Consider the following 14,106-nt stretch of genomic DNA (forward strand, 5'->3'; position numbering starts at 1 on the left):
ACTCATCCTGCCAGAACCTCCCCACCGGCGACCGCAATCGCCTGTCCGTTGATCGATTGTGCGCCGGGCGTCGCCAGCCAGAAGACGGTGTCGGCCACTTCCTCCGGCCGGACCAGTCGCCCCTGTGGATTGGCTTTCACGAATTCACCCAGAGCTTCCCCAGGCGTGCGCCCTGTTTTCTGCACGATTTCGTCGATGGACCGGGCGATGATCGGCGTGTCGGTGAAGCCGGGGCACACCGCATTGACGGTGATGCCCTTCTTCGCCAGTTCCAGCGCCAGCGCGCGTGTGAGACCCACGACGCCGTGCTTTGCCGCGCAATAGGCCGACACATAGGCATAGCCCGTCAGGCCAGCCGTGGACGCGACATTGATGATGCGCCCGCCTTCGCCACCGGCCTTGAGGTCCGGCAGAACGGCCTGGGTGACATTGAAGACGCCGCCGAGATCGACGGCGATTACATGGTTCCACATATCCGGCGTGGTCTTGTCGAACGGGGCGCTTGGGGCCTCACCAGCATTGTTGACCAGTATGGCGACCGGGCCAAAGGCGGCCTGTGCCGCTTTCAGTCCTTTCTCGATGGTCGCGGGGTCGGTGACGTCGAAACCGGAGACGATGCAGGTCTGCGCCGTGCCGAGCGTGGCCGCGAGGGCCTCCAGCGGCTCGCGCCGCCTGCCGGCCAGCGTGACGCGCGCGCCGGCGTGGGCCAGCCGCGCCGCGATCGCCGCGCCGATGCCTCCGCCGGCACCCGTCACGAGCGCATGGCGACCGGAAAGTACATGCTCCATCATGACGCCTCCTGCTTCGTCGGCTGCTGCGGGGCGGCTGCCGTGCGGGCAAGATTGGCTTCATACTGATATTTGGCGGAGCGGTACTGCTTCGGCCATGCAATGCCGGTCAGTCCGATCTTTGCTGCCTCGTGCAGCGACCAGTGCGGATCGGCCAGATGCGGCCGCGCGATGGCGCAGAGATCCGCGCGCCCGGCCGAAATGATCGAATTGGCGTGGTCGGCTTCCGAAATCGCGCCGACCGCGATGGTCGGTATATGGATTTCATTGCGAATCTTGTCGGAGAACGGCGTCTGGAACAGGCGGCCATAGACCGGCTTCTCGTCCTTCCATACCTGCCCCGACGAACAGTCGATCAGGTCGGCGCCGGCCGCCTTGAACATATCGGAGAAGATCGCCGCATCATCCGGCGTGTTGCCGCCCTCGAACCAGTCATGGCAGGAGAGGCGGATGGAGATCGGCTTGTTTTCGGGCCACACGGCGCGCACCGCGTGGAAGACTTCTAGCGGATAGCGGGCGCGGTTCTCGTGGCTGCCGCCATATTCGTCGTCGCGGCGGTTGGTTAGCGGCGAGAGGAAGCTGGACAGGAGATAGCCGTGCGCGCAGTGCAGTTCCAGCCAGTCGACGCCAGCTTCCGCCGCACGCTTCGTGGCAGCGACGAAATCCGCCTTCACACGGTCCATATCGGCGCGATCCATTGCCTTCGGCGTCTGGCTGTGTTCCATATAGGGCATGGCGGAGGCGGAGATGAGCGGCCATCCGCCCTCTTCGAGCGGCTGGTCGATACCTTCCCAGGCCAGTCTGGTCGAACCCTTGCGGCCCGCATGGCCGATCTGCATTCCGACCTTGGCGTCGCTGTTGCCGTGGATGAAATCGACGAGGCGCTTCCAGCCCTGCATCTGTTCGTCGTTCCAGATGCCGAGGCAGCCGGGCGTGATGCGCGCATCGGGCGACACGCAGGTCATCTCGGCGAAGACGAGGCCCGCGCCGCCCATGGCACGGCTGCCGAGATGGACCAGGTGGAAATCGCCGATCAGCCCGTCGGTAGCCGAATACATTGCCATCGGCGAAACCACGATGCGGTTCGGCAGGGTGACATCGCGCAGCCTGTAGGGCGTGAACATCGGTGGCAGGCAGCGCTCGCCGTCCGTCACGTTCAAACCCTGCTTGCGGGCGAACCAGCGCTCGAAGCCTTCCAGCCACGTCCTGTCGCGCAGGCGCAGGTTTTCGTGGCTGATGCGCTGCGAGCGCGTCAGCATTGAATACATGAACTGTTCCGGCTCCAGCGTGTCGGCATAGCGGCGGCCCACCACCTCGAACCATTCCATCGCGTTGCGTGCGGCATTCTGGATGCGGGCGACATCGACGCGGCGAATGTCCTCATAGGCCGCCAGCACGCTGGGAATGCTCTCCCTGTCGTGGCCGAGCTTCTGGAACTGATTGGTGAGTTCGATGGCGTCGTCAATGGCGAGCTTGGTGCCCGACCCAATGGCGAAATGCGCGGTATGCGCCGCATCGCCCATCAGCACGACATGAGACTTGCCGTTGAAATGGCTCCATTTGCCGCAGATCAGCCGGCTGAAATTCAGCCACGCCGAGCCGCGCAGATGGCGCGCATTGGTCATCAGTTTGCTGCCTTCGAGCACTTCGGTGAACACTTTTTCGCAGAAGTCGATGGAAGCCTGCTGGTCCAGCCTGTCGAGCCCGTGCGCCAGATAGGCTTCCTCGGTCGTTTCCACGATGAAGGTCGAGGTCTTGTCGTCGAACTTGTAGATATGCGCCTGAAACCAGCCGTGCTCCGTCTTGCGGAAATCGAAGGTGAAGGCGTCGAAAAGTTTGTCGGTGCCGAGCCAGATATAGCGGTTCGGCCGCACCACCAGATCGGGTTCGAATATTTCTGAATAACGGTTGCGGATTTTGGAATTGAGACCGTCGGACGCGATGACGAGATCGGCGTCGGAGAAGTCGAGGTCGCTCTCCACCTCGGTTTCGAACTGGAGCGTCACGCCGAGTGCCTCGCAGCGCTTCTGCAGGATGTTCAGAAGTCGCTTCCGGCCGATGCCGACAAAGCCGTGGCCGGAGGTGCGTTGGCGCGTGCCCTTGAACAGAACCTCGATATCGTCCCAATGATTGAAGGCGTCCTGGATTTCCGCAGCGCTTTCTGGATCCCAGACCTTCATCGCCTCCATGGTCGCATCGGAGAAGACAACCCCCCAGCCAAACGTGTCATAGGGCCGGTTACGCTCCACCACGGTGATGTCGTGCTCCGGGTGGAGCTTCTTCATCAGAAGAGCGAAATAAAGCCCGGCCGGGCCGCCACCAATGCATACGATGCGCATGTCTGCTCCCATTCTTATCGCGCCGCCTCCAATATGGCATATCGGGCGACATAATATTTTAAGTTTAAAATATATTCCTGACCGGCAGGCCGTCAAGTCAAAAACGCAATTCCCGGCATGTGGCGCCGTGTGATCGTTACGCGGGGTAGGTCACTCATGATATATGCATTTGCATTTTAATTTTTTCCATCATCCATTCTTATTGACAGAATTGCGTCGAGAAAAATATGCTGATGCAAATTAATGAAAATTCCGGATCACGGAAAAAGGGGAATGACAATGGCTGAGCGGTCATTTGCGCGTGAAGTCGAGGACCTGAAGCTCGGCGAAGGAGAAATCTTTCGCGGCGAAGGCATTCTGGCCATCACGAAAGCGCTGCTTCAATCCGGCGTATCCTATGTCGGCGGCTATCAGGGCTCACCGATTTCGCATCTGATGGACGTGCTGTCCGATGCCAAGGAGGTGATGGAGGAGCTGGGCGTCCATTTCGAATCCTCCGCATCGGAAGCGGCGGCTGCGGCCATGCTGTCGGCCTCGGCGCTCTATCCGGTGCGCGGCGCGGTGACATGGAAATCCACCGCCGGCACCAATGTCGCCTCCGACGCGCTGTCCAACCTGTCGTCGGGCGGCGTGACCGGCGGCGCATTGGTCATCATCGGCGAGGATTTCGGTGAAGGCTCCTCTATCATGCAGGAGCGCAGCCACGCCTATGCGATGAAGTCGCAGATGTGGCTTCTGACCCCACGTCCCAACCTGCCGTCCATCGTGGGCGCGGTAGAAAAGGGCTTCGAATTATCGGAAGCCTCCAACACGCCGGTGATGCTACAGGTCGGAATACGCAGCTGCCATGTGCACGGGCAATTCGTCGCCAAGGACAACAAGCGGCCCGAACACACGCTGGCCGAGGCGCTGGAGAATCCGCACCGCGATCTCAACCGGATCGTCTTGCCGCCGGCGACCTTCCTGCACGAGAAGGAAAAGCTGGAACGGCGCTGGCCTGCGGCGGTGGAATTCGTCAAGGCCAATCGCCTCAACGAATATTTCGGCCCGGAAGAGGGCGAGGTCGGCATTATCCTACAGGGCGGCATCTATAACGGCGCCATGCGCGCGCTGCAACAGCTCGGGCTTGCCGACGTCTATGGCGAGAGCCGAGTGCCGCTCTATGTCATGAACGTCTCTTATCCGATGATCGACGACGAGGTGGTGAATTTCGTCGCCGACAAGAAGGCCGTCCTCATGGTCGAGGAGGGAGCGCCGGAATATATCGAGCACACGCTGCACACGCTTCTGCGCCGTCGCGATATCCAGACGAAAGTGTCCGGCAAGGACGTGCTGCCGCTCGGCGGCGAATATACGACGCCGGTGCTTGTCAAGGGCATGGCCGCCTTCTTCGAGGCCAATGCGCCGCAGATGCTCGGCAACCGTCCGCCCGTGCCCGATCCGTCGCCGGTGCTGGACGATACGCGGGTGAAGGCGCTGGCCGAGGTTGTGCCGCCGCGTCCTGCGGGTTTCTGCACCGGCTGCCCGGAACGGCCGATTTTCGCCGCCATGAAGCTGGTCGAGCAGGAACTGGGACCGCATCACGTCTCGGCCGATATTGGCTGCCATCTCTTTTCAATTCTGCCCCCCTTCAATATCGGCGGCACGACGATGGGCTACGGCCTCGGACCGGCATCGGCTTCCGCTTTCAACGTGCCGGCCGGCAAGCGCGCCATCTCGGTAATGGGCGATGGCGGCTTCTGGCACAACGGGCTCACCACGTCGGTCGGCAACGCCGTCTTTAACAAGCAGGACGGCGTGATCCTGTTGGTCGACAATTTTTATTCGTCTGCGACGGGAGGACAGGACATCATGTCGTCCCGCGCCGTCAATCCACGCCGCAAGACCAACAATTCGGTGGTCGATGCAGTCAAGGGCATCGGCGCGACATGGGTGCGCCAGATTGACCGCACCTACGATGTCGCCAAGATGCGCGACACGTTGCGCGAGGCGCTGACGACCAAGGAAAAGGGCCCGAAGATCATCGTCGCCTCGTCCGAATGCATGCTCAACAAGCAGCGCCGTGTGAAGCCGCAGTTCAACCAGGCGGTAAAGGACGGCAAGCGCATGGTCAAGCAACGCTTCGGCGTCGACGAAGATGTGTGCACCGGCGATCACGCATGCATCCGCCTGTCCGGCTGCCCGTCGCTTTCGGTCAAGCATACCGACGATCCGCTGAAGGACGATCCGGTCGCGGCCATCGACAACAGCTGCGTGGGCTGCGGCAATTGCGGCGAGGTCTCGGAAGCCGCCGTGCTGTGTCCGTCTTTCTACCGGGCCGACGTGATCTACAATCCGACCGGCTGGGACAAGTTCGTCCACCGCATCCGCTCGGCCGTCATCGGCTGGTTGCAGAAGCGCCGCCAGGCATCGCGCATCGTCTTCGCCGATTGAGGAAACCATCATGCAGACGCTCAGAACCGCATCGACGGCGCAGCTTTCGCAGGACAAGCCCCTTTCCATCGCCGTTCTCGCGATGGGCGGGCAGGGTGGCGGGGTGCTGGCCGATTGGATCGTCGCACTGGCCGAAAGTCAGGGCTGGGTCGCCCAGACCACGTCCGTCCCCGGCGTGGCGCAACGCACCGGCGCGACCATCTATTATCTGGAACTGCTACAGCCACGCGAGGGCGCGACGCCGATCCTGTCGCTGATGCCGACGCCGGGCGATGTCGACGTGGTGATGGCGGCCGAATTGATGGAGGCCGGGCGCTCCGTGCTGCGCGGTCTGGTGACGCCGGACAAGACCCTGCTCATCGCCTCCACCCACCGCTCGTATGCGGTGGGTGAGAAGGAAAAGCCGGGCGACGGCATCGGGAATCCCATAGTGGTGGAAGACGCCACGGCCTTTGCGGCCCGCAAGACCATCGCCTTCGACATGGATACGCTAGCCGTCAGGAATGGCAGCGTGATTTCCTCCGCCATGTTCGGCGCATTGGCTGCAGCGAAGGTGCTGCCTTTCGGCAGGGAAGCCTTCGAGGCGACGATCCGGGCCGGCGGCAAGGGCATTGAGGCGAGCCTTAGGGCCTTCGACGCCGCCTATCAGCGCGCCCTGAAAGGCGAGAACGACAGGCTTTCGGCCACTCCCGCCAAGCGGCTCGACCCGCTGCCGGACAAGGCCGGCCATCCGGCGCTCGACCGGCTGATCGCGCGCATCCGCAACGAGTTTCCGGTCGAGGCGCATCCCATGCTCTATGCGGGTGTGCGCAAGCTCACTGACTTTCAGGACCCGGCCTATGCGGGGGAATATCTGACGCGCTGCGCCGCGCTTGCGGCTGTGGACCGCCAGCATGGTGGTGAGGCGCAGGATTTCGCTTTCGCGGTGCAGGCCGCGAAATATGTCGCTGTCGCCATGGCCTATGACGACGTGATCCGCGTCGCGGACATCAAAGTGCGCGGCTCCCGTTTCGAGCGGGTGCGTAAGGAAGTCGGCGTGAAGGATGATCAGATCACCTATACGACCGAATATATGCATCCGCGCATGGACGAAGTCTGCGGCACCCTGCCGAGATCCATCGGGGAGTGGATCGAGAACAGCCCGAAACTGTTCGCCTGGCTCGATCGGCGGGTCAACAAGGGGCGGCGGGTCAATACCGGTACGCTGTTCTGGTTCACTGGGCTTTATGTCGTGTCGGCCATGCGCCGCTTCCGGCGCGGCAGCCTGCGCCATCACCGCGAGGTGGAGCACCGGGAAGCATGGCTTGCCAGAGCGCTCGACGTCCTGCCGAAGAACTACGCTCTCGCCGTCGAGATATTGGGCTGCCGCCGTCTGGTGAAGGGCTATTCGGATACCCATGTGCGCGGCCTGTCGAAATTCGACCGCGTGTTGTCCGCCTTGCCGATGCTGGAACACCGAGAGGACGGCGCCGCCTGGCTGCGCCGCCTGCGGCAGGCGGCGCTTCTCGACGAACAGGGCATCGCGCTCGAAGGCGCGTTGAAGACAATCGCGACTCTTTAGAACGAACACCGATCGCGACCGATAATAAAAAGGGGAACCCATGTCGCAAATGCAATCGATTGATGTTCCGTCCTTCACCGGACGGGAAATTTCCGCGGGCAAGAGCCTGCTTGTGGTGGTGCTCTGCTGGTTCGCCATTTTCGCGGAAGGCTATGACGTCGGGGTGATCGGCGCGATCCTGCCCGCGCTTTCGACCGATACGGTGTGGCGGCTGACGCCGATCGAACTGGGCGCCATCGGCAGCTATACGGTGATCGGCATGCTGGTCGGCGGTATTCTCGCAGGCATGCTGAGCGAGATTTACGGGCGCAAGCCGCTGTTCATCCTGAGCATCACGCTGTTTTCGCTCTGCATGATCGTCAGCGCCACGGCGCCGACGCCCTTCATCTTCGGACTGAGCCGGTTCGTTTCAGGCATCGGCCTCGGCGGCATCATTCCGGTCGCCGCCGCGCTGACGGTGGAATATTCGCCGTCGCAGAAGAAGAGCTTCAATTACGGTCTGATGTATTCCGGCTATTCGATGGGCCTGCTGGCGGCGGCTCTCTGCGGACGCGCTTTTCTCGCCGAACATGGCTGGCGCTTCATCGTGCTTCTCGGCGCGCTGCCGCTTCTGTTCACTCCCGTCCTCTTCGCGTTCCTGCCGGAATCGGTCGAGTCGCTGGTGCGCCGGGGCAAGCAGGAGGCGGCTGCCAGAACCGCGCGGCGCATGGGGGTCGATATATCGGCCGCTGCGACGCGGAAACAGGAAACGCTCGGCTGGCGCGCGGTCTTCCGTGCGATTTTCGCACCCGAAAAAGCCAAGGAAACGGCCTGTTTCTGGATTGCGCTCTTCATGGGCCTCCTGCTGGTCTACGGCATAGCCCAATGGCTGCCGCAGATCATGCGCAAGAGTGGCTACGATCTTGGCGACAGCCTGCTTTTCCTCGCGGTCTTCAGCCTGAGTTCGGCAATCGGCGGCATCCTGCTTGGCACATGGGCCGACCGCTTCGGCGTGCGCAGGACCGTGACGCTCTCCTATGCGTTCGGCGCGCTGGGCATCGTGGCGCTCGCCTTCAAGGGCTCACTTCTGATGAACTATATCTTCGTCGCCATCGCCGGCTTCGGAACGATTTCCGCCTCGCTCATTCTGACAGGCTATCTGGCGCAGCGGCTCGATCCGGCCATCCGCTCGGCGGGAACCGGATGGGCGCTGAGCTTTTCGCGGATCGGCGCCTTGTCCGGTCCGCTCCTCGGTGGCTTCATCGCGAGCATGAATGTGGCGCCGCAGTGGAATTTCTATATTTTCGCAATCGTGGCAGCGCTGGCCGCCTGCGCCACGGCGCTCATCCCACATTCGGCGTCGAAGTGACGCCGAATGTGGAATTGCCCGAGGGCACTGTTCAGATTTCGTGCTTGCGGATATTGCGCAGCATTTTCTGCAACGTGCCGACAAAGGCGCGGTGTTCGTCCTCGCTGATGTCGGTGAACATCTGCAACAAGGCTTCATACATGACCGGCCAGGCGGAATCGAAAGCCATGCGGCCCGCATCCGTTATAGAGACGTCGCGCACGCGCATGTCGTCCTGACGCGCTTCCCGGCGGATATAGCCCAGCTGTTCAAGGGAATCGAGCGTGCGGCTCATGGTCGATTGTTCGGTGACGGCGAAGACCGACAGTTCGTTTATCGTGGCCGAGGGTGTGACGGTGAGAATGGAGAGCGTGCGCAGCTTCAGCGTCGTCATCTGCTTCGATCTGAGCGCTTCAGCGAGGCTGGTGTTGTAACGTGCGATCACCCGGTTCATCAGATAGGGGGCAAAATTGTTCAGACCGATCTCACCCAAGGTGCGAAGGGTTTCTTCCCGGTCTCCGGAAGCCAGCACGCTGCCTGAAAAGCGTTCTTCCATAATCGTCCTCTGAAAATGCTCGAATGAATCCCATACCGCAATCTGACCAGAATGGTTTAACGTCTGCCTTGCTGTTAAGCTACAGTTTTCCGGTGTTTACGATGGCTTTTAGAGTATTTGGGGACATCGCGCGGCAGGGCGGTCAGATGGAGGATGCATGTCTATGACCATGATGCGGTGAAGCCCGGCCTTCAGATGACTTTTGACAGCGGGGGCGAGCAAAAGGCGATAGGTTTCGTCATTCGTGGACGCTGCCAAAAAAATCTTGTTAAACCGAGGGCATCCACACACGCGCCGGGTTTGCCAGTTTCCGCCATGAGGTCGATGCCAATTGTAGACGTGTGTCCCGCTTGGCAGATGCGCTTTCCGAATCTCTGACGATGGATAAGCGCGTGCTTAGGCCACTTCCGTAATATGATCTGAATGCGGCGCTCGGCCTTGCCGTTGGTTTTTGGCGTGTAAGGTCTGGTTAGAATATGCTTGAGACCGAGCGCCCCTCCTGCCAGGACGGTAGGCGGGGTAAGAATCGAAATTTCATGTCACGCTCTGCTGCCTGAACGTAGCGCAACCTGTTACAAATCGATGCGTTATGTTGCATCGAATTCCATGGTTACACGACATGAAAATGAGGGGAAATGACAGCTAGTCATTGATTTTAAAGTGGCTGGGGGACCTGGATTCGAACCAAGACTAACGGAGTCAGAGTCCGCTGTTCTACCCTTAAACTATCCCCCAGCAGGGATTTGCAGATGCCTCCAATTGGAAGGCTTGCAAGCGCGAAAGAAGCGGTTAGCTCGTTCGCGACGGCCTCCATCTAGCGAACTCAAACAGCGAACGCAACACTTTTCTTCGAAAAAAATCAAAGCGATTTCAGTTATCCAGCAGTTGCCGGTTTTTCTCGGTATCAACGTAGCAAATCAAGTGGCGGAAGTGGATGCCATCAAGATGCCGGTGAATGAAAAAAGCCCGGTCCGCGAAGGCGCGGCCGGGCAAAGGGCAGGCTGGCCGGGAGAGAACCCGGCATGTGAAGGTGGCGCCTGCCAGACGTTCAGTTTGCGAGTGTACCCGGAGCAAGGCTCCTTGCGGAATGGGGAGAACGCTCCTTCTAACAGATCAGCCGCGTGGCTTTGATCCGCAATCGCGCATCTGCGATTTCACTCAGGATATTCGTTGGGTCCTCGGTACCGCGATAATGAACGGCCGTATAAATATCCTCCCGGCGAAGCCCGATATCGCGCAGCATGTGATCGTCGAAATCGCTCAGGTTTCGCACGTGCCGTCGACCATTGCGGAAAGCCCAGCGACGCATGATCAACGAAAATGCAGCCATCACCTTTTGTGCGAACGCCGTGGATTCTCCACTCGTTGCCGGTAAATGCGTCATCGGTATCTTGCTTGTCGCTGTCATGTCCGCTCTCCTTTGATCTAGCGGGGCTAAGTGATCCTTATCGTCAGGGTCATTCGCTGTCGCGGCTCCTTTTCCTTTACGATGGCGGCTTTATCCAATAATCGAATTGATTGTTCCAACGAATGTTTTTAATGTCATTCTTCAATAATAGTGATGGATGACGCCAATGGGTACGCCTCTGGATCTCGATCAGTTGCAGACCTTCATCGCCATAGCGGATACGGGCAGTTTTACGCGGGCGGCGGACGCAGTTTTCAAGACGCAATCTGCCGTTTCCATGCAGATGCGCAGGCTGGAAGAGCGTATCGGCAGGCCCTTGTTTGAACGCGACGGGCGGACCAATCGTCTTACGGAAGAGGGCGAGCGGCTTTTGCTTTATGCGCGCCGCATGATGCAGCTCAATGGTGAGACCATTGCTGCATTTGATGACACCCAACTGGAAGGTCACGTGCGCATCGGCACACCGGACGATTATGCCGATCGCTTTCTGCCCGAAATCATGGCACGGTTTGCGCGGTCAAACCCGCGCGTTGAATTGTCGGTTGTCTGCGAGCCGACCGTCAATCTGGATGAAATGATCCGTCGCGGCACGCTGGATATTGCTCTGGTCACTCAATGCGATGACAAACGCCGCTCCGAGGTCGTTCGCACAGAGCCATTGCTGTGGGTTACATCCGCCAACCATGCCGTGCACGAAGAGGCTGTGCTGCCGCTTGCTGTCGGGCGCCCGACCTGTATCTGGCGCCATGTGGCTATTGATGTGCTCGAGGCGGCCAGACGTGATTATCGCATTATAATCACAAGCTGGTCCGCGACAGTTCTTGCGGCGGCTGTTCTATCGGGGCTTGCGGTTTCCGTGCTTCCGGAATGTGCACTCCGTCCGGGGATGCGTGTTCTTGGCGAAGCCGAAGGGTTTGGAATGTTGCCGGAATTCGGCATTGGCATCATGCGCGGCCACACAAAACAGAATGCCGTCGTGGATGCGCTTGCGCAGCATATTATCGAAAGTCTGGACAATATATCGTTGCCGCAGGCAGGTGGGCTGGCTTCGGCGGAAATTTCGCCGTTTCCGGCAGTTCGCACGAGGAGAGTGCGAGCCAACGAATTGCTGCCAGGCTGGTGATGAAACAGTAAAATCGCCGCATGGCTTCTTGACCGGCCATGCTCCCTGGTTGCCAATGATGGGATGAGCATGGCTTCCGATTCGAGTTTTACCGGCGCATCGTCCAACGTCGCCGAGTACAGCGTTTCCGAGATTTCCGGCGCGTTGAAGCGCACGGTGGAGGATACGTTCGGGCACGTGCGCGTGCGCGGTGAAATTTCCGGCTATCGTGGTCCGCATTCGTCGGGGCATGCGTATTTCGCATTGAAAGATGATCGCGCACGTCTTGAGGCCGTGATCTGGCGCGGCTCAATGAGCCGCCTGCGCTTTCGCCCCGAAGAGGGGATGGAGGTTATTGCCACCGGCAAACTGACGACCTATCCGGGCTCGTCGAAATACCAGATCGTCATCGAGCAGATGGAGCCTGCCGGTGCGGGCGCACTGATGGCGCTTCTGGAAGAGCGCAAGCGACGGCTGGCCGCGGAAGGCCTGTTCGATCCCGCCGTCAAGCAGCTTCTGCCTTTTATGCCGCAAGTGATCGGGGTTGTGACCTCCCCAACCGGGGCCGTCATTCGCGATATTGTTCACCGGATCGCAGACCGCTACCCGCTGCATGTCATCGTGTGGCCCGTGCGTGTGCAGGGCGAGACAAGCGGGGCTGAGGTGGCGGCCGCCGTGGATGGTTTCAACGCTTTGCCTGAAGACGGGCCCATTCCGAGACCGGATGTGTTGATCGTGGCGCGCGGCGGCGGCAGTCTGGAAGACCTGTGGGGCTTCAATGACGAAATCGTCGTTCGCGCCGTTTCTGCATCGCATATACCGGTGATTTCAGCCGTTGGCCATGAAACCGACTGGACCTTGATCGATCTCGCAGCCGATGTCCGGGCTCCCACGCCGACAGGTGCTGCGGAAATGGCGGTGCCGGTAAAGGCGGATCTGCTGGCAGCGTTGGCGGGCCAGTCCGCGCGGCTCGCGTCGGCGATGTCCCGCTTTATCGATCTGAAGCGGCAAGCACATCGCTCGGCATCCCGTGCGCTTCCGTCGGCTGACCAGTTGCTGGCTCTGCCGCGTCGGCGCTTCGATGAAGCGGCCTCGCGCCTGACGCGGGCACTGTTTGTCCATACACAAAAGAAGCGCGTTCACTTTGAAGGTCATGCGCGACAGCTATCGCCGCGTCTTCTGCAGCGCCGGTTTGCGGAGCTGGAGCGCGGAATTTCGGTCCTTGGGCAAAGATTGCCTCGGGCGCTCGAATCGTTCCTGCGTGAACGCCGGACGGTTTTGATTCATCGGGCAAATCGACTTTCCGCCGAACCCCTATTGCGGCGAACGAAGCTTACGGCGACCGCGATAGAACAGCTTGATCGCCGTCGCGACCAGGCCGTGCGACTTCTCATCGAAAGGGCAAAAAGGCGCGGCCAGGAGCTGGAACGTCTCATGCGCACGCTTTCTTATGAAAGCGTTCTCGATCGCGGTTTCGCGGTTGTTTTCGATGCTGAGGGAAAGCCTGTGAAGCAGGCCGCATCCGTGTCGGGCGGGGACGCACTGTCTATCCGGTTTCGCGATGGCGACGTGGCCGTCGTTGCGGATGAGGAAGACGGGAGCGGGCCGGCAAAGCTCGCACAAACAAGGAAGGTCAAGTCCCCCGGCTCCGGCAATCAGGGATCGTTATTTTAGCAACAATCAGTCATGGTGTTTCCCGCTTTCTGCCGTGTTTGACTGGCCTTAAGGCTGGCTTAAGTTTGGGCATCTTTCTCTCGCACATCTGTCATTGCTAGAGATTCAGGATGTTGCGTAAAAAATCCCAGGACGACCTCACAAGCTGCTTTGCAAATGCTGCTTTCAGCCGGCGCGGTTTTCTTATAGGCGTCAGCGCGGTTGCGTTGTCTGGCTGTGTTTCGACAGCGCAGCCTCCTCAGCCCGTCAGGAAGTCGCCGCCGCCCGCACCGTCGCGGCCCGTGCCGCTGATGTACCAGGCCTTGCCGGAAGAACAGTTCCCCATTCCGGCTGTCGATACGAGCAAGGTCGATCCCAAATTCTGGCGGCAGGAGGTCGATTATCCGACAAGCGAGGTCAAGGGTACCGTCATTGTCGATACGCCGAACAAATATCTTTATCATGTGCTCGGCGATGGCCGCGCCATGCGCTATGGCATCGGTGTCGGGCGCGATGGTTTTTCATGGGCCGGGCGCGCGAAGATTGCCTATAAGCGCCAATGGCCGCGCTGGACGCCGCCGGACGAAATGGTCGCTCGCCAGCCATCGCTGGAGCCTTACAGCATTGCCAATGGCGGGATGCCTCCGGGGCTGAAGAATCCGCTTGGCGCAAGAGCGATGTATATCCACAAGGATGGGCGCGATACGCTCTACCGCATCCATGGATCGCCGGAAGCCTGGAGCATCGGCAAGGCTGTGTCGTCAGGATGCATCCGCATGCTCAATCAGGACGTCATTGATCTTTATAATAATGTGCGCGATGGCAGCACAATTGTCGTGATCCCCGATCCGACGAAGGGGCAGCAGGTCGCAAGTTGACCGAAATAAAAAGGGCGCGAGTTACGCGCCCTCAGATTGATGACAAACCCCTCGATTTTTG

At 60.2% G+C, this 14,106-nt stretch carries 10 protein-coding genes, 1 tRNA gene and 1 pseudogene; 6 read left to right on the forward strand and 6 right to left on the reverse strand.

The features are described from left to right. Positions 1–2 precede the first annotated feature (2 nt). Positions 3–791, reverse strand: a complete 789-nt coding sequence (locus AVM02_RS01410; RefSeq protein WP_411505229.1) for an SDR family NAD(P)-dependent oxidoreductase — start codon at positions 789–791, stop codon at positions 3–5. Further along, the gene (locus tag AVM02_RS01415) at positions 788–3,127 is read right to left on the reverse strand and encodes a bifunctional salicylyl-CoA 5-hydroxylase/oxidoreductase (protein WP_411505230.1); all 2,340 of its coding nucleotides are present in this window, start codon (positions 3,125–3,127) and stop codon (positions 788–790) included. The genes AVM02_RS01410 and AVM02_RS01415 overlap by 4 nt, the downstream gene beginning before the upstream one ends. Positions 3,128–3,406: 279 nt before the next feature. Between AVM02_RS01415 and AVM02_RS01420 the strand changes: the two genes are divergently transcribed. The 3 genes from AVM02_RS01420 to AVM02_RS01430 are packed head-to-tail and all read left to right on the forward strand — an operon-like array spanning position 3,407 to position 8,469. Further along, positions 3,407–5,560: a thiamine pyrophosphate-dependent enzyme gene (locus tag AVM02_RS01420; protein ID WP_411505231.1), complete on the forward strand. Its 2,154-nt coding sequence runs from the start codon at positions 3,407–3,409 to the stop codon at positions 5,558–5,560. A gap of 10 nt (positions 5,561–5,570) precedes the next feature. Further along, entirely contained in the window at positions 5,571–7,121 is a 1,551-nt protein-coding gene (locus AVM02_RS01425; RefSeq protein ID WP_411505232.1) for an indolepyruvate oxidoreductase subunit beta family protein, read from the forward strand. 40 nt (positions 7,122–7,161) lie between these two features. Further along, positions 7,162–8,469 (forward strand): MFS transporter, encoded by a 1,308-nt coding sequence (locus AVM02_RS01430; protein WP_411505233.1) that lies wholly within the window; start codon positions 7,162–7,164, stop codon positions 8,467–8,469. A 31-nt stretch (positions 8,470–8,500) separates the two neighbouring features. Here the strand turns inward: AVM02_RS01430 and AVM02_RS01435 are convergent, their stop codons facing one another. From AVM02_RS01435 to AVM02_RS01450, 4 genes and pseudogenes are all read right to left on the reverse strand, one after another. Next, positions 8,501–9,004: a MarR family winged helix-turn-helix transcriptional regulator gene (locus tag AVM02_RS01435; protein WP_411505234.1), complete on the reverse strand. Its 504-nt coding sequence runs from the start codon at positions 9,002–9,004 to the stop codon at positions 8,501–8,503. A gap of 312 nt (positions 9,005–9,316) precedes the next feature. After that, a pseudogene (locus AVM02_RS01440) lies at positions 9,317–9,498 on the reverse strand (integrase core domain-containing protein); the annotation flags it as partial. 167 nt (positions 9,499–9,665) lie between these two features. Further along, positions 9,666–9,739: transfer RNA gene (locus AVM02_RS01445), tRNA-Gln, on the reverse strand. A 370-nt stretch (positions 9,740–10,109) separates the two neighbouring features. Continuing rightward, a complete protein-coding gene (locus AVM02_RS01450) occupies positions 10,110–10,412 on the reverse strand; it encodes a DUF1127 domain-containing protein (RefSeq protein WP_411505235.1) in 303 nt (100 codons plus the stop codon). Positions 10,413–10,578: 166 nt separating this feature from the next. Here AVM02_RS01450 and AVM02_RS01455 point away from each other — a divergent pair, with 166 nt between their 5' ends. The 3 genes from AVM02_RS01455 to AVM02_RS01465 all read left to right on the forward strand — a co-directional run bounded on the left by AVM02_RS01455 (position 10,579) and on the right by AVM02_RS01465 (position 14,045). Further along, the gene (locus AVM02_RS01455) at positions 10,579–11,535 is read left to right on the forward strand and encodes a LysR substrate-binding domain-containing protein (protein ID WP_411505236.1); all 957 of its coding nucleotides are present in this window, start codon (positions 10,579–10,581) and stop codon (positions 11,533–11,535) included. Between the two features lie 69 nt (positions 11,536–11,604). Continuing rightward, positions 11,605–13,188 (forward strand): exodeoxyribonuclease VII large subunit, encoded by a 1,584-nt coding sequence (gene xseA / locus AVM02_RS01460; protein WP_411505237.1) that lies wholly within the window; start codon positions 11,605–11,607, stop codon positions 13,186–13,188. Positions 13,189–13,298: 110 nt separating this feature from the next. After that, positions 13,299–14,045, forward strand: a complete 747-nt coding sequence (locus AVM02_RS01465; RefSeq protein WP_411505238.1) for a L,D-transpeptidase — start codon at positions 13,299–13,301, stop codon at positions 14,043–14,045. The last annotated feature ends 61 nt before the right edge of the window (positions 14,046–14,106 follow it).

It is taken from the genome of Brucella anthropi (assembly GCF_046630315.1).
Taxonomy (GTDB): Bacteria; Pseudomonadota; Alphaproteobacteria; order Rhizobiales; family Rhizobiaceae; genus Brucella; species Brucella anthropi_A.